The sequence below is a fragment of the bacterium genome, from assembly GCA_016789445.1.
GTDB lineage: Bacteria > Patescibacteriota > Minisyncoccia > Phycocordibacterales > UBA2100 > UBA10103.
The window spans coordinates 21086-38951 of record JAEUQT010000003.1; the positions used below are offsets into that span (position 1 = coordinate 21086).

At 56.4% G+C, this 17866-nt stretch carries 20 protein-coding genes; 10 read left to right on the plus strand and 10 right to left on the minus strand.

Annotated features, from left to right (window positions below):
* Positions 1-198 precede the first annotated feature (198 nt).
* Positions 199-492, minus strand: a complete 294-nt coding sequence (locus JNK62_03745; protein ID MBL8158617.1) for a hypothetical protein — start codon at positions 490-492, stop codon at positions 199-201.
* A gap of 76 nt (positions 493-568) precedes the next feature.
* Between JNK62_03745 and JNK62_03750 the strand changes: the two genes are divergently transcribed.
* Both JNK62_03750 and JNK62_03755 read left to right on the plus strand, forming a co-directional pair.
* Positions 569-2908, plus strand: coding sequence for a leucine--tRNA ligase (locus JNK62_03750; protein MBL8158618.1), 2340 nt, complete (start codon positions 569-571; stop codon positions 2906-2908).
* Positions 2909-2971: 63 nt separating this feature from the next.
* Positions 2972-3109: a hypothetical protein gene (locus JNK62_03755; GenBank protein MBL8158619.1), complete on the plus strand. Its 138-nt coding sequence runs from the start codon at positions 2972-2974 to the stop codon at positions 3107-3109.
* A 35-nt stretch (positions 3110-3144) separates the two neighbouring features.
* Here JNK62_03755 and JNK62_03760 read toward each other — a convergent pair whose 3' ends face one another.
* Entirely contained in the window at positions 3145-4620 is a 1476-nt protein-coding gene (locus tag JNK62_03760) for a cysteine--tRNA ligase (GenBank protein ID MBL8158620.1), read from the minus strand.
* Positions 4621-4680: 60 nt separating this feature from the next.
* Here JNK62_03760 and JNK62_03765 point away from each other — a divergent pair, with 60 nt between their 5' ends.
* From JNK62_03765 to JNK62_03775, 3 genes are read left to right on the plus strand one after another with little or no spacing between them, the layout of a single operon-like run.
* The gene (locus JNK62_03765; GenBank protein MBL8158621.1) at positions 4681-5943 is read left to right on the plus strand and encodes a S41 family peptidase; all 1263 of its coding nucleotides are present in this window, start codon (positions 4681-4683) and stop codon (positions 5941-5943) included.
* 36 nt (positions 5944-5979) lie between these two features.
* Positions 5980-6423 carry a 50S ribosomal protein L9 gene (rplI, locus tag JNK62_03770; GenBank protein MBL8158622.1) on the plus strand — a complete coding sequence of 148 codons (444 nt, stop codon included), beginning with the start codon at positions 5980-5982 and terminating at the stop codon, positions 6421-6423.
* A gap of 41 nt (positions 6424-6464) precedes the next feature.
* Entirely contained in the window at positions 6465-6692 is a 228-nt protein-coding gene (locus JNK62_03775) for a hypothetical protein (protein ID MBL8158623.1), read from the plus strand.
* A 51-nt stretch (positions 6693-6743) separates the two neighbouring features.
* Here JNK62_03775 and rpmA read toward each other — a convergent pair whose 3' ends face one another.
* The gene (gene rpmA / locus JNK62_03780) at positions 6744-7025 is read right to left on the minus strand and encodes a 50S ribosomal protein L27 (protein MBL8158624.1); all 282 of its coding nucleotides are present in this window, start codon (positions 7023-7025) and stop codon (positions 6744-6746) included.
* Between the two features lie 109 nt (positions 7026-7134).
* On the opposite strand from rpmA, the gene JNK62_03785 reads away from it, so the two are divergent.
* Together JNK62_03785 and JNK62_03790 are read left to right on the plus strand one after the other, a co-directional pair.
* Positions 7135-7413: a hypothetical protein gene (locus tag JNK62_03785; protein MBL8158625.1), complete on the plus strand. Its 279-nt coding sequence runs from the start codon at positions 7135-7137 to the stop codon at positions 7411-7413.
* Between the two features lie 37 nt (positions 7414-7450).
* The gene (locus tag JNK62_03790; protein MBL8158626.1) at positions 7451-8041 is read left to right on the plus strand and encodes a hypothetical protein; all 591 of its coding nucleotides are present in this window, start codon (positions 7451-7453) and stop codon (positions 8039-8041) included.
* Positions 8042-8045: 4 nt separating this feature from the next.
* On the opposite strand, the gene JNK62_03795 is transcribed toward JNK62_03790, so the two are convergent.
* On the minus strand, positions 8046-8948 hold the full coding sequence (locus JNK62_03795; GenBank protein MBL8158627.1) for a hypothetical protein: 903 nt from the start codon (positions 8946-8948) through the stop codon (positions 8046-8048).
* 96 nt (positions 8949-9044) lie between these two features.
* On the opposite strand from JNK62_03795, the gene JNK62_03800 reads away from it, so the two are divergent.
* The 3 genes from JNK62_03800 (at position 9045) to JNK62_03810 (ending at position 11335) form a co-directional block, all read left to right on the plus strand.
* Positions 9045-9797: a slipin family protein gene (locus JNK62_03800; GenBank protein ID MBL8158628.1), complete on the plus strand. Its 753-nt coding sequence runs from the start codon at positions 9045-9047 to the stop codon at positions 9795-9797.
* Positions 9798-9800: 3 nt separating this feature from the next.
* Positions 9801-10301, plus strand: a complete 501-nt coding sequence (locus tag JNK62_03805) for an NUDIX hydrolase (GenBank protein ID MBL8158629.1) — start codon at positions 9801-9803, stop codon at positions 10299-10301.
* A gap of 380 nt (positions 10302-10681) precedes the next feature.
* Positions 10682-11335, plus strand: a complete 654-nt coding sequence (locus JNK62_03810) for a hypothetical protein (protein MBL8158630.1) — start codon at positions 10682-10684, stop codon at positions 11333-11335.
* Positions 11336-11467: 132 nt separating this feature from the next.
* Here the strand turns inward: JNK62_03810 and JNK62_03815 are convergent, their stop codons facing one another.
* The 6 genes from JNK62_03815 to JNK62_03840 form a co-directional block, all read right to left on the minus strand.
* Positions 11468-12733 carry a peptidoglycan DD-metalloendopeptidase family protein gene (locus JNK62_03815; protein ID MBL8158631.1) on the minus strand — a complete coding sequence of 422 codons (1266 nt, stop codon included), beginning with the start codon at positions 12731-12733 and terminating at the stop codon, positions 11468-11470.
* Positions 12734-12735: 2 nt separating this feature from the next.
* Positions 12736-14079 carry a glutamate--tRNA ligase gene (locus tag JNK62_03820; protein MBL8158632.1) on the minus strand — a complete coding sequence of 448 codons (1344 nt, stop codon included), beginning with the start codon at positions 14077-14079 and terminating at the stop codon, positions 12736-12738.
* Positions 14076-15221, minus strand: a complete 1146-nt coding sequence (locus JNK62_03825; protein ID MBL8158633.1) for a UDP-N-acetylglucosamine--N-acetylmuramyl-(pentapeptide) pyrophosphoryl-undecaprenol N-acetylglucosamine transferase — start codon at positions 15219-15221, stop codon at positions 14076-14078. The genes JNK62_03820 and JNK62_03825 overlap by 4 nt, the downstream gene beginning before the upstream one ends.
* A gap of 175 nt (positions 15222-15396) precedes the next feature.
* Complete coding sequence (locus JNK62_03830; GenBank protein MBL8158634.1) at positions 15397-16503, minus strand: FtsW/RodA/SpoVE family cell cycle protein; 1107 nt, start codon at positions 16501-16503, stop codon at positions 15397-15399.
* Position 16504: 1 nt separating this feature from the next.
* Entirely contained in the window at positions 16505-17566 is a 1062-nt protein-coding gene (locus JNK62_03835; GenBank protein MBL8158635.1) for a hypothetical protein, read from the minus strand.
* A gap of 18 nt (positions 17567-17584) precedes the next feature.
* Positions 17585-17866: hypothetical protein (locus tag JNK62_03840; GenBank protein ID MBL8158636.1), on the minus strand; the 282-nt coding region annotated here is incomplete at its 5' end.

The following is a 17866-nucleotide window of genomic DNA, read 5'->3' on the forward strand; positions in this document are numbered from 1 at the left end:
CACGCATACTTTTCTGCTGAAAAGTTGCGCGACCCCGCCTCGGCGCCGAGCGCCTCCGGCCTTGCGAAGCTCCGCTTCTCACTGCTCTCCGACACGGGAAAACTACAGTTTTCCCGACCCTTTTCGCCTCGCGTCCGCAAGCGAACGCGAATAAGCAAACAATGTAAAAAGAAAGGGCCAGCGAAAGCTGGCCCTTTTTCATTTCCTCGAATTAGGTCCGAGGTAGGCGATGATCCACCATTCGATTCCTAGGACTGAAGTGAATATCACGGTCTTCCAGAATCCGAGCGTTGCATACACGTACACGAACACGGTCACAAATACGGCCGTTGTCAGTGAGCTCGAGAGCTCCGGTCGATGAGCGTTCTTTGCAAACATCGGGAGTAACGCCATCGAGAATCCGAGCTGCAAGGCGACGATGACGTAATCCTGCCAACCTTGTCCGAACGTGGCGTTCATAAACGCGACGTGCTGTTGCCACAAATGCCACATATATGGCTCCTTTCCGTTCCGGAGCGCAATCTACCACGCGCGTTGAGCGAGGCAAGCCGTATGCTATCCTCTCTCCATGAAGTCCTACGACCACGGCAAGATCGAGAAGAAATGGCAGAAAGAATGGGAATCCCAGGGAATCTACCGCTCTCAGGAAGACACTGGGAAACCCAAGGCCTATGTCTTGGACATGTTCCCGTACCCGTCGGGAGATGGTCTTCATGTGGGACACCCGAAGGGCTATATCGCGACCGACATCTACAGCCGCCACGCCCGCATGCAGGGGAAGAACGTGCTGCATCCCATGGGTTGGGACGCATTCGGCCTTCCCGCAGAGAACTTCGCCATCAAGAACAAAGTGCACCCGCGCAAAGCGGTCGAGAAGAACGTTGCTCGCTTCAAGGAGCAGCTCCAGAAGATCGGATTGGATTACGACTGGAGCCGTGAAATCAATACGACTGATCCCGAGTACTACCAGTGGACACAGTGGATCTTCTTGAAACTTCTGGAGAAAGGCTTGGCGTACGAAGCATTCGAGCCCATCAACTGGTGTCCATCCTGCCAGACGGGCCTCGCGAACGAAGATCTGGACAACGGCGTGTGCGAGCGCTGCGGCTCTCAGGTGGAGAAAAAGCCGATGCGTCAGTGGACGCTGAAGATCACTGAGTATGCCGAGCGACTTTTGAATGACCTGGAACTCCTTCCTGAATGGCAGGAGCATATCAAGGAATCGCAGCGCAATTGGATCGGCCGCTCGGAAGGAGCGGAAATCGAGTTCGCCATCGGAGGCGAGACGCTGAAGGTCTTCACGACGCGACCAGACACGCTCTTCGGCGTCACCTATATGGTCGTTTCTCCTGAGCACCCGATACTCGGAAAACTCGCTTTCACGAATAAAGACGAGGTGGCCGCGTATGCGAAAGAAGCTGCGGCAAAGAGCGAGATCGAGCGCACGGCAGAAGGGAAGGAGAAAAGCGGCGTGAAGCTTGAAGGCGTCGTCGCCACAAACCCTGCGAATGGTGCGCAGATTCCTGTCTACGTCGCTGACTACGTCTTGGCACACTACGGCACCGGCGCCATCATGGCGGTCCCGGCGCACGATGAGCGCGATCAGCAGTTCGCGCAGAAGTTCGGTATCCCAAGCATCCAAGTCGTTTCTGATGATGGAAAGCTCATCAACTCAGGCGAATTCAACGGCGTCGCCGCGGATGCCGCTAAAGCGAAGATGACGACGAAATTCGGTGTGGCGAAGGTCTCCTACAAACTCCGCGATTGGGTGTTCTCGCGCCAGCGATACTGGGGAGAGCCGATTCCGGTCGTGCACTGCGAGAAAGATGGAACCGTCCCCGTTCCGTACGACCAACTGCCGGTGAAATTGCCGGAAGTGGAACACTACGAGCCGACGGGGACGGGTGAATCGCCGCTCGCGGCAATCGAATCGTGGGTGAACACCACCTGTCCGAAATGTGGAGGCGCTGCGAAGCGTGAGACCAACACCATGCCGCAGTGGGCGGGTTCGAGCTGGTACTACCTCCGCTACATGGATCCGAAGAATGATGCGGTGTTGGTGGATTCTTCTAAAGAAAAATACTGGGCGCCGGTGGATATGTACGTCGGCGGTGCAGAACATGCGACGCGCCACCTCATCTATGCGCGATTCTGGCACAAGTTCCTCAAGGACATCGGTGTCGTCTCGACTGAAGAGCCGTTCAAGCGTCTCATTTCAGTCGGATTGATCATGGCGGAAGACGGCCGCAAGATGTCGAAACGGTACGGCAACGTCATCAACCCTGACGACATCGTGGATACCTACGGTGCCGACACGCTCCGCATCTACGAGATGTTCATGGGCCCGTTCACCGATGCCATCGCGTGGAAGACCTCGAGCCTTATCGGCGCACGGCGCTTCTTGGAGCGCGTTTGGCGATTGCGGGAAACGTTCGCTGCCGGAGTGGATGCGGATGTCGAGCGCGTACTCAACCAGACCATCAAGAAAGTAGGGGAGGATATCGAGAATTTCAAATTCAATACCGCGATCAGCCAGATGATGATCTTCGTCAACGAAGCGGAAGCAAAGGGTCTGACGAAGGAGCAGTATGAGTCATTCATCACCATCCTTGCGCCATTCGCGCCGCATATCGCGGATGAGATCTGGCATGAACTCGGACGGGCGACGTCGGTGAATATCGCGCAGTGGCCTTCGTACGATGAATCCAAGTTATTGGCGGATACCGTCACGCTTGCCGTCCAAGTAAACGGCAAGGCGCGCGCTGAAATCACGCTTCCGCGTGACGCTGCTCAGGCTGATGCCGAGAAAGCCGCCAAGAAGGCCGCGGCCAAGTGGCTGGAAGGGAAGGAGCCTGCACGAGTCATTTTCGTAGCTAACCGCCTCGTTAATCTGGTACTTGCAAAATAGATTGAATGTGGTATAATTATACCAGTGCGACTACATGAGTCGCGCATCAAGAGGAGATAGCTTATGTTTAAGAATGCAGTAGGCGCGGTCGGGGTTATGGTTCTGGTCTTCGGCACAGCGATTCTCATCGCGAAACTTGCCGTAGACTTCAAGCCGAAGTCGCACGATCTCGTCATCAGTGTTCCTACTCCTTCCGAGTAATTCTCGGGTCGGCGCCTGACTGAAATGTCAGGCGCTTACTTTTTTACTACCCGCGGACCATCGGCCGTGTCTTCGATGACGAATCCTGCATGTTCGATCTGGGAACGGAAATCATCCGCGTCAGCCCATTTCTTTTCTGCACGCGCCGCTTCGCGCTTCGCAAGAAGGTCTTGAATGTGATCAGGAATATCGTGGCTCGATACTTCGACGCCGTATTCCTTTTCCCAGCGTGATCGTGCATCAGCATCTTCTTCGGCAAGACCGAGACCGAGCACGCGATCGAAATCGAAAATGCCGGCACGCAGATTCTTCTCCGCCAGATCCTTATCCTTGGTCATCTCCCAAAGAACCGCGAGCGCACCCGCCGTGTCCACGTCGTCAAAGATGCGTTCCTCGAACCGGTTCTTGTAGTCCATGGGGACACTGCCTCCCTCAGGCAGGGTGTCCACAAGCTTACGAAGTTTGAGGAAGGCGCTCTGTGCAGCTTCCAGCGCCTCCCACGTGAAGCTGGATGGCTGACGATAGTGCGCACCGAGAAGGAGATATCTGAATGCCATCGGATGGAATCCCTTTTCGATAATATCGCTGAGGTAGACGACATTTCCTTCGGATTTCGCCATCTTGCCGCCATCGAGCTGCAGGTGCGCGCGATGAAGCCAGAAGCGGGAGAACGGCTTCTTGCCGCTCGTCGCTTCGGACTGCGCGATCTCGTTGTTGTGGTGCACCGGAATGTGCTCGATGCCACCGGTGTGGATGTCGATACGATCGCCTAAGATGCTGCGGATCATCGCGGAGCATTCGATATGCCAGCCCGGGAAACCCTTGCCCCACGGCGAATCCCAGCCGAGCTTGGTATCCTTCTTCCATAAGACGAAATCCGAAGGATTACGCTTCTCGTCGGATGCGGCGACGCGCGCGCCTTCTTTCTGGCCATCGATATTGATATTGCCCAATTTCCCGTAGTCAGGAAAACGCGACGTATCGAAATAGACCGCCGTTTTTCCCTCGTAGGCGTATCCTTTCTCTTCAAGTGTCTGGATCATCGCGACCTGCGCGGGGATGTAATCGGAGGCGCGCGGGAATTCCGTCCCGTCGAGTTTCGCGTTGAGGGTCTTCAAGTCAGAGAGGAAGATTTCGGTGTATTTCTCCGCCATGCTGCGCATGTTCTCGAGCGTCGGCTTCAGGCCGTCTCTCTTAAGCCCCTTCGTCATCTTGTCTTCGCCTTCATCGGCATCCGAGGTGAGGTGGCCGAAATCGGTGATGTTGATGACCTGACGCATCTTGTATCCGCCGTATTCGAGCGAGCGGCGCAGGATGTCGGTGAAGACGAACATCGAGAGATTGCCGATGTGCTGCACGCCGTAGACCGTCGGGCCGCAGTTGTACATCTTTACCGTATCGGGGAGGATGGTCTCGAAGAGCTCCTTCTCGCCGGAGAGGGTGTTGTGGAGACGTATCTTCGGCGTGGCTTTCTCCTCCTTCTTTGAGAAGAGGAAATCGAGGAAGGACATCCCTTCATACTAGCAGGAATGCGTAGAGAAAACAGCGGGAATATGCGATACTACTCCGGTATGCATCCGCAGCAGAAAGGCACGTCAACGATCTCGATGGGTGTCTCCATCCTCGTCATCGCGGTCTTCGCCAGCGGCTTCCTTATCGGAAGCACCGGTATCGCACGCAGCCTTCTTCCGGCTGCCGTCGCGCAATCGCTCGGCGTAGCCGCACCTCCGGCCGGAGTCGATCTTGATCCGGTGTGGAAGGCGTGGGCGATCATGGATGAACGATTCGTTCCTGCGTCGGTGCCACAGAATGCGTCATCTACTGAACCGGAAATCGCCGGCACTCCGGAAGAAAAGCGCGTCTACGGCATGATCGCCGGCATGGCGGAATCCTTGGGAGACCCGTACACCTTCTTCCTCCCGCCCGTCGAACAGAAACAATTCGAGGAAGATCTTGCAGGAAATTTCGAAGGTGTCGGCATGGAGATCGCGATCAAGGATGAGATCCTCACGGTCGTCGCACCGCTCAAGGGAACTCCGGCGGAACGCGCGGGCATCAAGCCGGACGATAAGGTATTGAAGATCGATGATGCCGATACACGCGGCATGGATGTGACCGCTGCGGTGAATCGCATCCGTGGCCCGAAAGGAAGCGAAGTGCGTCTCTTCATCGCGCGAGAAGGCTGGGCAGCGCCGCAGGAGATCAAAGTGATGCGTGACGTGATCAATATCCCGGTCCTTGAGACCGAACGTAAGGGGGATATCTTCGTCATCTCGCTCCATAACTTCACCGCGAACTCGCCGACCCTCTTCCGTCAGGCACTCCGTGAATTCGTCGATTCAGGCTCGAACCGCCTCATCCTCGATCTCCGCGGGAATCCGGGCGGTTATCTCGAGGCGTCGGTTGATATGGCGAGCTGGTTCCTGCCATCGGGCAAAGTCGTCGTCACCGAGGATTACGGCGGCAATCAGCGCAACGTCGATCATCGCAGTCGCGGTTACGACGTCTTCAATGGGAACCTGAAGATGGTCATCCTCGTCGACAAGGGCTCAGCCTCGGCATCGGAAATCCTTGCGGGCGCGCTCGCGCACTATGATATCGCGCAGACCGTCGGCACGAACACCTTCGGCAAAGGCTCCGTGCAGGAACTCATTCCGATCACCGAGAACACGGGACTCAAGATCACTGTCGCACGCTGGCTCATGCCTGACGGCCATCAGATCCCGAAGGACGGCATTACGCCGGACATCGAGGTGAAGCTCACCGAAGAAGATGTGAAAGCGAAGCGCGATCTCCAGATGGATAAGGCGATCGAGATCCTTCGTGCGCGCTAAGTTGCCACCTCGCATCCGCTCGCGTAGGATGACTATATGAAAGTCATCCTGCTTCGCGACGTGTCCGGTATCGGGCAAAAGGGGACGGTACAGAATGTCTCCGACGGGCATGCGTTGAATTTTCTTATTCCGAATCGCCTTGCCGAGATGGCGACTGCCGACAAGGTAAAGGCTCTCGAGAAACAGAAAGCGACGGATGCTGAAGCGGCTGCGGCGCGCGATACGGAATGGAGGAATCTGGCGAAACAGCTCAAAGACGCACGCGTCGAGATCAAGGCGAATGCGAGCGAACAGGGGCACCTCTATGAGAAGATCTCCAACATCCAGGTGTCCAAGGCGATCATTGATCAGCTGAAATTCGCCGTACCGCCGGCAAGTATCGAACCGAAGATGGCGATCAAGGAAGTCGGCGAGTGGCCGGTAGCGATCACGCTCGGAAACCATCAGGCAACGCTTATCGTGGTTGTCGCGCGGAGCTAGAGTGGTATCCTACCCGAAGAGCACGCACTTTGGAGGAACCAATGAGTAATAAAGGGCTTGGTAATCTCACGCCTCGTGAGGTATCGACCATACTGCTCGCGCTCGCAAAGGCGGGCGCATCCGAGGAAGAGCGCAAGATCTTCTTCAATCCGTATCTCTGTGATACGCGTATCGCCACATGGATCAAAGCGATTCGTGAGAATAACATCGCCGTCATTGCCGGCGTCAAGGATGAAGACATTACGCTCAACATGCGTTGTACTGATTAAACGAAAAGCCGCGAACGGATGTTCGCGGCTTTCTGTCGTATTCGGGGGAAATTACTTCGCTGGGACGATCTCGACCGAGGAGCGCACCGTGGTGCGACCGTCGAAATCACCCTTACGCTTCGTGGAGAACTTCACGATGCCGGCGATCTTGGAGAAAAGGGTGTGATCCTTACCGATACCGATGTTGCGGCCAGCCATGATCTTCGTGCCGCGCTGGCGGACGATGATTTCCCCGATGCCGACCGAGCTACCATCGCCGCGCTTGACGCCGAGGTATTTCGGATTCGAATCGTTCAGGTTTTTAGCTGTTCCGGCGGCTTTCGTTGTTGCCATAAGGTATAGTTATCGGGTGAACAGGGGCACTATACAGGGTTTTTGGGTGAGGTGCAAGGGGGTGCTCGAAACCATGCTCGCCGAATGGGGGCTAATCATAGCCATATTTTTGATAGCTTTTTCCAGCTTCGGCTTAGGGAGGCTTTCTGCTACCGAGACGGCCCTGCCGCCGGTTACGGTAACCCAGGCACCGGAAGCCGCTGGTCCGCAGGGGATGGCGGTGGGCGGACTGGTCGTGGCATCCCGTACGGGGCAGGTCTACCACTACCCGTGGTGCTCCGGCGGTTCGCAGATCAAGGCAGAGAACCAGATCTGGTTTGCGAGCGAACAAGCGGCCAAGGATGCGGGGTATGCACCATCGAAAAGCTGTGAAGGTCTCGGAGAATAGCTTTGGATAACAGCTCGTAAGCGGTAGAATACGCACCATGTTGATCATCGACGTCGAAGCTTCGGGAACAGAAGCGCATAAGCATTCCATCGTAAGCGTGGGCGCGCTCGATTTCTCGAATCCATCGAATCGTTTCTATGAAGAGTGCCGCGTGTGGGATGGTGCGCACATCATGGATGAGGCTCTCGCGGTGAATGGTTTTACCAAGGAGCAGATTACCGACCCGAAGAAGCAGTCAGAAGCCGACCTCGTCCATCGCTTCATGCTCTGGGCAGATGGTCTGGATGAGCGCACGTTCGCGGGGCAGAATGTCTCCTTCGATCGCGATTTCATCAAATACGGCGCGGAGAGGGCAGGGCACACTGACTGGCCATTCGCGTTCCGTACCATCGACACGCACACCCTCTGCTACATGCACATGATCAACCGTGGGGTGAAGCCGCCGGTCATGAAGCGCCGTTCGGCACTCGATCTTGATGCGGTCCTCAATTACTGCGGAATCCCGCGCGAGCCGGAGCCGCACAACGCGCTCACCGGTGCGCTCTCACATGCAGAAGTCGTCTCCCGGTTGCTCTACGGTCGCAAATTGTTGCCGGAGTTCGAGCAGTATCAGATCCCGTGGAAATAGGGCATTAGTTCTTCACGCAGATCATCGGAGCAGAGTGGTACGACGCGAGATACACGATGGTGCCGAGCGACTGGTTTCCTGTCCATCCGCATCCGCAATTGCCGCTGGAACATTTTATCGAGGCAGTGCCCGTCTGTCGTGCGGTGTAGCCAGCTGTACAGCTTCCCGAGACAGTGGAAGGGCTGCATGCGGCGGTCGAGCATCCTGATGCGACGCCCCATGCGGTGCCGGTGCCGGTGCAGCCGCCACCAACCGTGCCCGCGGGCGTTGCTGCCGACGGTGTCGGCCAGCTGGAAATGCAATCCGTGCCGAGACAAAGGCGTTGATACACGGTCACATCGCCGTTGGCGGCGACGCGCAATCGCTCGCTGCCACCACCATAGAGTCGTAAGTAGCCGGTGGTGCTGCCTGATGGGTAGATGATCATGAAATTCGATTCAGGACGGAAATCGATATAGCCTCCCGTCGCGTTGGATCCTGCACTCATATTATCGATAAGCATGCGTCCGGGCAGAGTAGCGTGAGCAGAGCCGTATTTCAGGATGCGACCATACTCGGTGCCGGTGCTCTCGTAGCCGAAGCGCACCGTGCGTGAGCTGAGCGGGTCAGCCTGCGTGAAATCACCTGTACTGGTGACGCGCATGGTGCCGCCGACATCGAGACGATAGGTCGGGGTGGCATTATTGATACCGAAATTGCCGGTCAGCGTTCCGTTACCGAATACTGCCAGCGTATCGACGGAGAGCCCTCCGCTTTTCACCTGATCGGTCGTGCCGGTATTTATAGGGGCGGATACATTGCCATTCGGCGGTGCGGAAGCGGGCCCTGTCCATGCGATGGCGATGCTCAGGCACGAGAAAAGGATAGCGCCAAAGACGAAACCTGCCCCAAGGCTTCGGATATTCATACCTGAATAATAGTCCCGCATTTCGGATTCTGGACATTTTTTCGTCTTCATTGTGGATATTCAAAGCAGGGTAGGGAGGGGGTATAGTGGACGTATATGGACTTCTTTACCCTTCTTTTAGCAGCGGTCGGAATCGTCTTCATCCTCGTCATCATCCTGCGCCAAGTGAACCAGTACGAGCGCGGTGTTTTCTTTACCATCGGTAAGTACACCGGCATCAAGGAGCCGGGCTGGCGTGTCGTCATCCCGATCTTCCAGAGCATGCGCAAAGTCGACATGCGCACGAAGGCGGTCGACGTCCCCGAGCAGAAGGCGATCACCAAGGACAACATCGCCGTCGGCGTGAACGCGGTCATCTACTACAAGGTCGCTGATGCCGCAAAGGCCATCCTCGAGGTGGAGGATTTCATCTACGCGATGTCGCAGCTCGCACAGACGACCATGCGCAACGCGGTGGGCGAGGTGGAGCTCGATGAGCTTCTCTCCAGCCGCGACAAGATCTCCGAGCGTATCCGCAATGTCGTCGACGAGGCGTCCGACCCATGGGGTATCAAGGTCTCCAATGTCGAACTGAAGGATATTTCGCTCCCACAGGACATGGAACGCACCATCGCGAAGCAGGCAGAGGCAGAACGCGAGAAGCGCGCGGTCATCATCCGTGCCGAGGGTGAAGTCGTCGCGGCAGAGAACATGGCAAAGGCAGCTACGACGCTCGCTAATGCTGAAGGCGCCCTCCATCTGCGCACACTCCAGAGCATCAACGACATCTCTAGCGATCAGAGCAATACCATCGTCTTCGCGGTGCCGCTCGAAGTCCTGCGTGCGTTGGAAAAGCTCGGTGAACAGTAATCCATGAGTTTTTTGAAGCAACAGTTCGTAAAAGCGTCATTAGCGCTCGTCTTCGCTGCACACCATGCCCGTCGATTTATTTTGCGACGTATGGGGGAGGAAGGGGTCCGCTCGGTGCGCGTCCTCCTCATCCGCGACGGCCGTGTGCTTCTCGTGCGTCATTGGTATGCTCCGGGCGTCATGATGTTGCCGGGTGGTGGTATCAAGCGCGGCGAGAAAGCTGAAGATGCTGCACGGCGCGAAATCAAAGAAGAGACCGGATTCGATCTCGATAAACTCGAGCTTCTCGGCGAATACGAAGGAAATTATCCGGGAGATTCAGTCACCGTTTTCTTTGCGAGTGAATTCGATGGCTACGTGCGTCTCATGCCCAATAAAGAAATCATGTTGCGCAGTTTTAAGAAGTTAACTGATGCTGAGGACATGGATGAGCTTGCACCGGACAGTAAGCGTCGCATCCTTTCGTACAACGCCGGTGCGCGAGGAGAACGTGGGAAGTGGTAATGATATCGTCGAGTTCATTTTTTTCCGATATCGGGGGAGGAGTCTGAAAAAAAATATTAGAAATATCGATTGGGGGGCGTAGCATCGATTGATCGAAATATATTTACATAAAACATGACGCATATCTGCGGGGAATAGTGATATTTGTCGATCGATTGATTTCCGGAATTTTCTGATCCACCAGGGTAGGGAGCGGCCCATTCTCCTCTAGGGCTAATGTCGCACAATATATCTTTTGCGACATACAGGTAGAGGGATTCTGGAGCTCGGATGGCCGCGGGTCGGTTCACATGAAAGCTTCTTTGACGGATTCTTTTGTTTGAATTCGCACTGCCCTTGTATGCGCGTGAGTCTTTTTGGAATCCTGATATTCTTTTACTGTGTCTCTCAAATCCCGTATCCGCTCCATACTGACCCCGGCTGAACGACGCCTCTTTGATCGCCTCCACTCCCCTACCCGCATCCAGGATTTTCTGGAGGGGATTCCGAGCAACTTCGAATTGCATGGTGAATCGAATTTTTCTCCACGCACGATGCTGCAGAAAGGCGTCGGCCATTGCTTCGAAGGTGCGGCCTTTGCCGCAGCGGTGCTTGCATATCATGGTCAGCGTCCGCTTTTGATGGATTTCGCAACCGACTACGATGATGAGGATCATGCCATCGCTCTTTTCACGGAGAAAGGCTTGTGGGGCGCGATATCGAAAACGAATCATGCCGTCCTCCTGTATCGCGATGCGGTGTACAAGTCGCCACGCGAACTTGCGATGTCGTATTTCCACGAGTACTACATGCGCGATGGTCGTAAATCATTACGCGCGTATTCCGCACCATTCGATCTTTCCAAGTTCGATCCGGCGACATGGATCACGACTGATGATTCGCTTGATTGGATCCACGATAGGATCCACACGACGCGGTACTACGATGTCGCGCCTCGTTCTGCGATAAAGAAGCTCCGCAACGTTACGCCGCTCGAATTAAAAACACTGGAGATTACCCAGTGGGAAGATCCGCGTAAGAAAAGAGTCGGCTGATTCGATGCGCTGTATCTCGGTGCGACGTATACCGAGGGTCTTCGCAGGCGCGACGGCGTCGAGACTGAGTGCTAGGCCAGCAGGACTAGATAGCGACCCGAGGGATATGTCGCATCGAGATACTCCCACACTCTACTTCAAGAAGTCCATCGGGTTCAAGTAACCCGTCGCAGCGGAGACCGGCATGGTGGCCTTGCCGCACGGCGTCGCGGTCCCTAATTGGCGGACCTGGACGGCGTCCGAGGCGTACACCGTGAAGTGGAGGTGCGGGCCGGTAGCGTAGCCAGTGTCGCCGGAATAGCCCAAAACGCCACCGGTGGTCACCGTCTGGCCCTGGGATACATTCACCTGCGACATGTGGGCGTAGAGGGTCGAAAGGCCGTTCCCGTGACGCACCAAAACCCACTTGCCGTAGGAATAGCAGCCTTTCAGGGCATCGGTATTGCCGGTGGCTTGGACGGTACCGGCGAGGGCTGATTTGATCGGTGTGCCGATGGAAGCGGCGAGATCGATACCATTGTGGGTGCCTGAGCTGTAGAGGCGGCCGGAATCAGCGGTGCGGCCGAACTGCTGGGTAATGCGGACGTTATCCAAGGGCCAGCGGAAGACTCCTTTGCCAGCAGCTGGGATGCTCGATGGGTCCAAGGTGTACTGGAGCTTGGATTCGAGATCAGTAAGAGCGGCTTCGAACTGCGCCTTGGAGGCTTTCTTCTGTGCGAGCAACGACTGATACGTCGATTCCTGATTCTTGGTCTGCGTCAGAAGATTGGTCTGTTCTTTTTTCTGGATCGAAAGCGTCTGTTCTTCTTCCGCGAGTTCGGATTTCTGCTGTACGAGTTCTCCGCGCTTCTTCTCAGTGGCTTCCTTGTTGGTCGTGAGGACCTGTTTTGCATTCTGCAGTGAAAGCACGTGGCTATGCATGCTCTCCTGGATCGTCATCATGCTCTCGGTATCGTCCCACACATCGGCAACGGAATTATTGGCGAGCACCAGCTCCACCATCGAGCCGGTCGACGTCTCGTTGAGGGCTCGGATGGTCTCGGCGATAGCGGCAGCATCGAGGCGGATGGATTCCTCTTTCGTGGCGATCTGGCCGCCGAGCTGCTTGATCTCGAGCTCGGTCGTGGAGATCTGTGACTGCTTTGCCTTCACCTTGGCCTGTGTCTGCTTTACGGAGAGATCGAGCGAATTGACCGCCGTCTGGAGCGTCTGCTTCTTCTGGCCGACGACCGTCAGCTCCTTCTCGAACTGTGCGATCTCCTTGTTGATGGTCTCGATCTGCGCGCGGTTGGAGTTGATCTGGCTCTGCAATTCTTCAGCGGTCTGCGCGATGGAAATACCCGGCGTCGTAACCGCTACTGCGACCAGCATCATTGAAACGCCGCGAACGAATCCCATGACTATCCAAGTATAGCAACCGAATTATGAAGACGATTCAGGACTTCTCGCTTCCCCAGTATTTGGCTCAAGACAAAGGGATCAGGGGATTTCTCCCTTCCCGACAGGGAATAGCGGATCGGCCAGAGTACCGCTCCCCTTCCCTTCTCGGTCGCATAATCCCAGAGCGCTGCTTTGATAATCTCTGCATTAAAATCTGACTCAGGAATGTTGTTCACTACCTCAATCGCATGCGCGAGGTGCGCCTTCGTCTCCTCGGGAGTACTTTTCTTGTCGGATATGTTTGCAGCATCAAGCGATGGTGCTTGGAAGTAGTAATCGTATTCGCCCTCTGCAGCAGCGTCGGCGACATCGCTCCAGATGTGCACTCGCTCTTTGAGTATCGGTACGATCTTCGCCGCCATATCCTCATTGAATGAGACGCGGCTGGAGAGGGATTCTTTCAGGGCTTCCAATGCACGGGCATTGAATTCGCTTTCCGGAAGCCTGAGCAGGTACTCGCGGTTGTACCAGCGCAGTTTCTCCTCGTTGAAGACCGCGCCGCCTTTGTGGATGCCTTCGAGGCTGAAGGCGTTCACCAATTCCTCGAGCGTATAGATCTCTTTGTCTCCCTGACCTTCGCTCCAGCCGAGCAGTGCCATGAAATTCACCATGGCCTCAGCCATATAGCCGCGCGCGCGGAAATCCTTCACGCTGGTCTGGTGTTTGCGCTTCGACATCTTCGTGCGATCAGGTGCGAGGATGAGCGGAAGGTGCGCGTAGACGGGACGCGGGAATCCGAGTGCTTCCTGGATGAGGATCTGGCGCGGCGTATTCGAGATATGATCCTCACCGCGGATGACATGCGTGATCCCGGCATCGCCATCGTCTACCACAACGGCAAAGTGATACAGCGGATCATCGATCGAACGCGCGAGTACGAAATCCTTCAGCTCTGTCGTATCAAAACTGATGTCTCCACGGATGACGTCGGTAAACGTGACGACTTTCCCTGGATTACGCAGACGCACGACTTCGACGGTCTGTGTCTCATCGTCTTTGCGGGGTTCCTTGGAGATGTAGGCCTTATCTTCATCGACGAGCCTCTTCAGGAGTTCCTTGTGGCGACCGACATGTTCCGACTGTACGTATTTCTCATCGAACGAAAGACCGAGCCATTCCATTTGTGCATAGATATCGTCTTCGTACTCTTTCTTGCCGCGCTCCTTATCGGTATCCTCGATGCGCAATACAAAGGTTCCTCCCTGCTGCTTGGCGTACAGGTAATTAAAGAGCGCGGTACGTGCGGTACCGATGTGGAAATAACCCGTCGGAGAGGGGGCGATGCGCACGCGGACCTTGCTCATACGGCTGGTTCGTGGGCGATACCGGTCTCCAGTATGACTTCCGCGATCTTGCGACCGGCTCCCGGGCGTGCGAACGCTTTCGCCGCTTCGCTCATGCGCTTACGCGCTTCAGGATCACTCATGAGGCGCTCGATTTCAGCCTCAAGAACATGTTGGGTGAGATTCTTCTGCTCTATGACGAGTGCGGCACCCGCGCGCGCATAGGAGAACGCATTCTCCGTCTGATCGTGCGAGATCGTCTCGGGGATCGGGATGAGAATTGAAGGAGTTCCCCATGCGGATATCTCGAAGATGGTGCCGCTGCCGGCGCGGGCGACCACGAGATTCGCGATTCCTGCCGACATCTTCATGGCCAGCGCATTGAGGAGGCCGAAGGTGCGATAGCGCTCTGCATGCGGGATGTCTTTGAGGACGACGTTCGCGATGCCGGCGACTTCCTCCATATTGTTCGTGCCCGCCTGATGGATGACATTGTATTTCTGCACGAGCTGCGGAATCGTGTCGATGATCACGTTGTTGATGGCCTGCGCGCCTTGCGATCCGCCCATGACGAAGATGGTCGGGACGCTCGGATCGAGCTTTAAGAATTCATGCGCGCCTTCGGGTGCGGGACTTTCGATCTCCAAGCGGATCGGATGACCGGTGCGTGCGATCTTCGAGCGTACTTTTTCCGGGAACATGGTCGCTGCATCCGGGTGCGCTACGGCGATCCAGCGTGCGAACTTCGAAGCGTAGAGGGAAACGCGTCCCGGTGTCGCATCAGCGTCGTAGATGATGACGGGAATATTCAAGAGTCGTGCGGCAACGAGTGTCGGGAATGCCGCGTAGCCGCCGGTCGAGAAGATGACATCGGGATACAGATTGAATAAAAGGAAGAAGCATTTCATGATGCCGGCCCATGTGCTGATGAAGCTCAGCGGGTTCGGGATCTTCGATTCGCGCGACATCTTGCCTGCGGGTGCCGAGCGGTGCTCGATATCATGCTCGGCGAGCGCACGTGCGTCGAAGGGGGTCGGGCCGACATAGTAGTACTGCGGCTCGAGAAGTTTGCGCTCTTTGCAGATGCTTTCAATGCCCTGCACGACCGCGATAAGCGGGTAGAAATGCCCACCGGTACCGCCACCCGTAAGGACGATCTTCATACGGCCATTCTAGCGCCCAAAACGGGCTTTTCCAAAGGGTTTGGTGGGTGTCCGGCACATGGAACGTATCCCTCGGGTCGCTGTCTGTGCCTGCTGGCACAGCGCTCACTCTCGGCCCGTCGGCCTGCGAGAGGCCCTCGCGATACGTTCCATGCTGCCGTGCTGTTGGTTGGCGTCATTTTTTCGTCTGATAGCGCGAGATATTAATAAGAATTCCAGCGCTGGCCAGGGAAACCAGCATGGCGGAACCGCCTTGGCTTATGAACGTCAGCGGGATTCCGGTGAGCGGTGCCATGCCGAGCATTGCCGCGATATTCACGAACGCTTCTCCCACGAGGTACGCGGAGATGCCGACGGCCATAAGCCCGCCGAAGAAATCCGGCGCATGCGCGGCGATACTGAGGCCTTTGAGACCGAGGATGAGGAAGAGTGCGATGACCAAGGAGCCCCCGATGAATCCGAGCTCTTCCGCGATGACTGCATAGATCGAATCCCCCATCGGCTCGGGAAGATAGGTGAACTTCTGGATACCTTGACCTATGCCTCGGCCGGTCACGCCACCGGAGCCGATCGCGATGAGGGATTGCCTGATCTGGTATCCTCCACCCTGCGCATTCTGTGCGGCGGGATTCAGGAAGGTATCGATGCGGCTGAAGAAGTATTCGTAGCGCGGGATGAACGACATGATGAGAAGCACGGTGGCGCCTGCGACGGCGATGAGTGCGATATCGCGGAATCGGACGCCGGCAGCGACCGCGACGCTGAAGATCGAAATGATGATGATGCCGAGCGTGCCGAAATCCGGCTGAAGACCGAGGATGAGTACGAGCGGAGCACAGATACCCGCAAAGGTAGCAAGGCCTTTCCATGTCTGTGTCTCATCACGTAACCCCGCGAAATACATCGAGGCAAACATGATGCCGGTGATTTTCAGGAGTTCCGCCGGTTGGAATGTCGCGAATCCGAAATCGAGCCACAATCGTCCTCCGCCGTGCTCCATCGCGAGGCCCGGGATGAAGGTAAGCAAGGTAAGAAAGATGGAGCCGCCGAAAAGATACGCGGCGAAACGACGCCAGAGCTTGTAGTCGATGACGGAGCAGATGACGAGTCCGATGAGGCCGAGGCCGACGCCGAGGATGAAGTGGTTCATCATGACGCCGGAGATGTGTGTGTTGCCGCGAGCCAAGAGACCGACGGCTGCCGAGGAGAACATGAGAAGACCGCCCAGTACGAGGGCGGCAAGGATGATCAGGAGTGAGGTGTCGGGTCGGGCTGTCCGCATATCAGGCCGCGAGGAGTGCGAAGATGACTCCGGCGAAGGCGAAGACGATCGAAAGGATCCAATAGCGCATCGTCACTTTCTCTCCCGGCCATCCGAGCGCTTCGAAGTGATGATGCAGCGGGGCGATAAGGAAGAGCTTGCGGCCTAGTACCCGCTTCCACGTCATCTGGAGGATATCCGACGCCACGGTCGCGACAAGCAGTGCGCCGATGATCGGCAGTACGGTTACGCCGATGCCACCGCCGAGTTTGTCAGTCATGAACGCGATGACCGGAATGGTGAGCGTAAGCGCCATGGTGCCCGTATCACTCATATAGAAGCGTGCCGGCGGCACGTTGAACCACAAGAATGCGAGCAATCCTGCGGTCACCGCCGCACAGAACGCGGCGAGATGGATCTGATCCTGCGAGAACGCGATGATCGCGTACGACGCGAAGACCGATGCGAAGACGCCGCCGGAGAGTCCGTCGATGCCATCAATGACGCCGCTCGCGAAGATCGCGAGCGAGGTGAGGACGAAGAACGGCACGATGAGCCATCCGAGGTAGAGCATGCCATCGAACGGGATCTGTACGGACGTGACATCGAGTTTATCGTAGAACCAGATGCCGATGAGCGTGGAGAGTGCGACGACGATGACGAGCCGGTAGCGCAAACGAAGGCCGTCCCCTCCCGGACGGATGATGAGCAGGTCATCAATGAGACCGGCGATAGCGCCGATGAGGAGCGTCGCGAGCGGGATCCAGGTCTGTCCTCGGCTGAGGAAGTCCAATTCCTGCGTAATAAGTCCCGGAAAAAGCTTCGCGAAGAGTGCGAGACCGAACGTCGTGAGAAGAACGCTCCCCCACACGATGACGCCACCCATACGTGGCGCACGGACTTCATGGTGGATATGCAGTCGATTGAATTCGGCTGCCACGGAGCCGTCATAGGCGGTTTTTCCTGATTTCTTCTTCCACGCCTTGTACTTGTAGAGGTAATGCGTGAGGACCGGCGTCATGCCGATACCGATGACGAAGGCGATACCCGCAGGGATAAGCACCCGGACCACATCCGTGAACATAGGGGCTATTCTACCACCTTACTGCTGAGGCGAAGGCGGGGGTGTGAGTGCGATCTGTGTGGTCTCGACCAGCTTCATGACGTCGGAAAACCGACCATCTTGGGTCGATCCGAGGACCACCACGACCACGGGATGGTTCTCACCGGCATCGTACGCTATCGCGAGATTCCCTCCCGCGAGATCGGTAAGGCCGGTCTTTCCCATGTAGATATGCGGAATGTTAACGAGGGCGGCGTTGGTATTGTGGACGTCGCGCTTCACGCCGTTGATGGGACCGAGTGTCGCGAATTCGCGCGACGT

Excerpts from the sequence above, each read along its gene's own strand:
- JNK62_03745 (MBL8158617.1), bottom strand. The coding sequence starts at position 492 with ATGTGGCATTTGTGGCAACAGCACGTCGCGTTTATGAACGCCACGTTC.
- JNK62_03750 (MBL8158618.1), top strand. The coding sequence starts at position 569 with ATGAAGTCCTACGACCACGGCAAGATCGAGAAGAAATGGCAGAAAGAA.
- JNK62_03755 (MBL8158619.1), top strand. The coding sequence starts at position 2,972 with ATGTTTAAGAATGCAGTAGGCGCGGTCGGGGTTATGGTTCTGGTCTTC.
- JNK62_03760 (MBL8158620.1), bottom strand. The coding sequence starts at position 4,620 with ATGTCCTTCCTCGATTTCCTCTTCTCAAAGAAGGAGGAGAAAGCCACG.
- JNK62_03765 (MBL8158621.1), top strand. The coding sequence starts at position 4,681 with ATGCATCCGCAGCAGAAAGGCACGTCAACGATCTCGATGGGTGTCTCC.
- rplI (MBL8158622.1), top strand. The coding sequence starts at position 5,980 with ATGAAAGTCATCCTGCTTCGCGACGTGTCCGGTATCGGGCAAAAGGGG.
- JNK62_03775 (MBL8158623.1), top strand. The coding sequence starts at position 6,465 with ATGAGTAATAAAGGGCTTGGTAATCTCACGCCTCGTGAGGTATCGACC.
- rpmA (MBL8158624.1), bottom strand. The coding sequence starts at position 7,025 with ATGGCAACAACGAAAGCCGCCGGAACAGCTAAAAACCTGAACGATTCG.
- JNK62_03790 (MBL8158626.1), top strand. The coding sequence starts at position 7,451 with ATGTTGATCATCGACGTCGAAGCTTCGGGAACAGAAGCGCATAAGCAT.
- JNK62_03795 (MBL8158627.1), bottom strand. The coding sequence starts at position 8,948 with ATGAATATCCGAAGCCTTGGGGCAGGTTTCGTCTTTGGCGCTATCCTT.
- JNK62_03800 (MBL8158628.1), top strand. The coding sequence starts at position 9,045 with ATGGACTTCTTTACCCTTCTTTTAGCAGCGGTCGGAATCGTCTTCATC.
- JNK62_03805 (MBL8158629.1), top strand. The coding sequence starts at position 9,801 with ATGAGTTTTTTGAAGCAACAGTTCGTAAAAGCGTCATTAGCGCTCGTC.
- JNK62_03815 (MBL8158631.1), bottom strand. The coding sequence starts at position 12,733 with ATGGGATTCGTTCGCGGCGTTTCAATGATGCTGGTCGCAGTAGCGGTT.
- JNK62_03820 (MBL8158632.1), bottom strand. The coding sequence starts at position 14,079 with ATGAGCAAGGTCCGCGTGCGCATCGCCCCCTCTCCGACGGGTTATTTC.
- JNK62_03825 (MBL8158633.1), bottom strand. The coding sequence starts at position 15,221 with ATGAAGATCGTCCTTACGGGTGGCGGTACCGGTGGGCATTTCTACCCG.
- JNK62_03830 (MBL8158634.1), bottom strand. The coding sequence starts at position 16,503 with ATGCGGACAGCCCGACCCGACACCTCACTCCTGATCATCCTTGCCGCC.
- JNK62_03835 (MBL8158635.1), bottom strand. The coding sequence starts at position 17,566 with ATGTTCACGGATGTGGTCCGGGTGCTTATCCCTGCGGGTATCGCCTTC.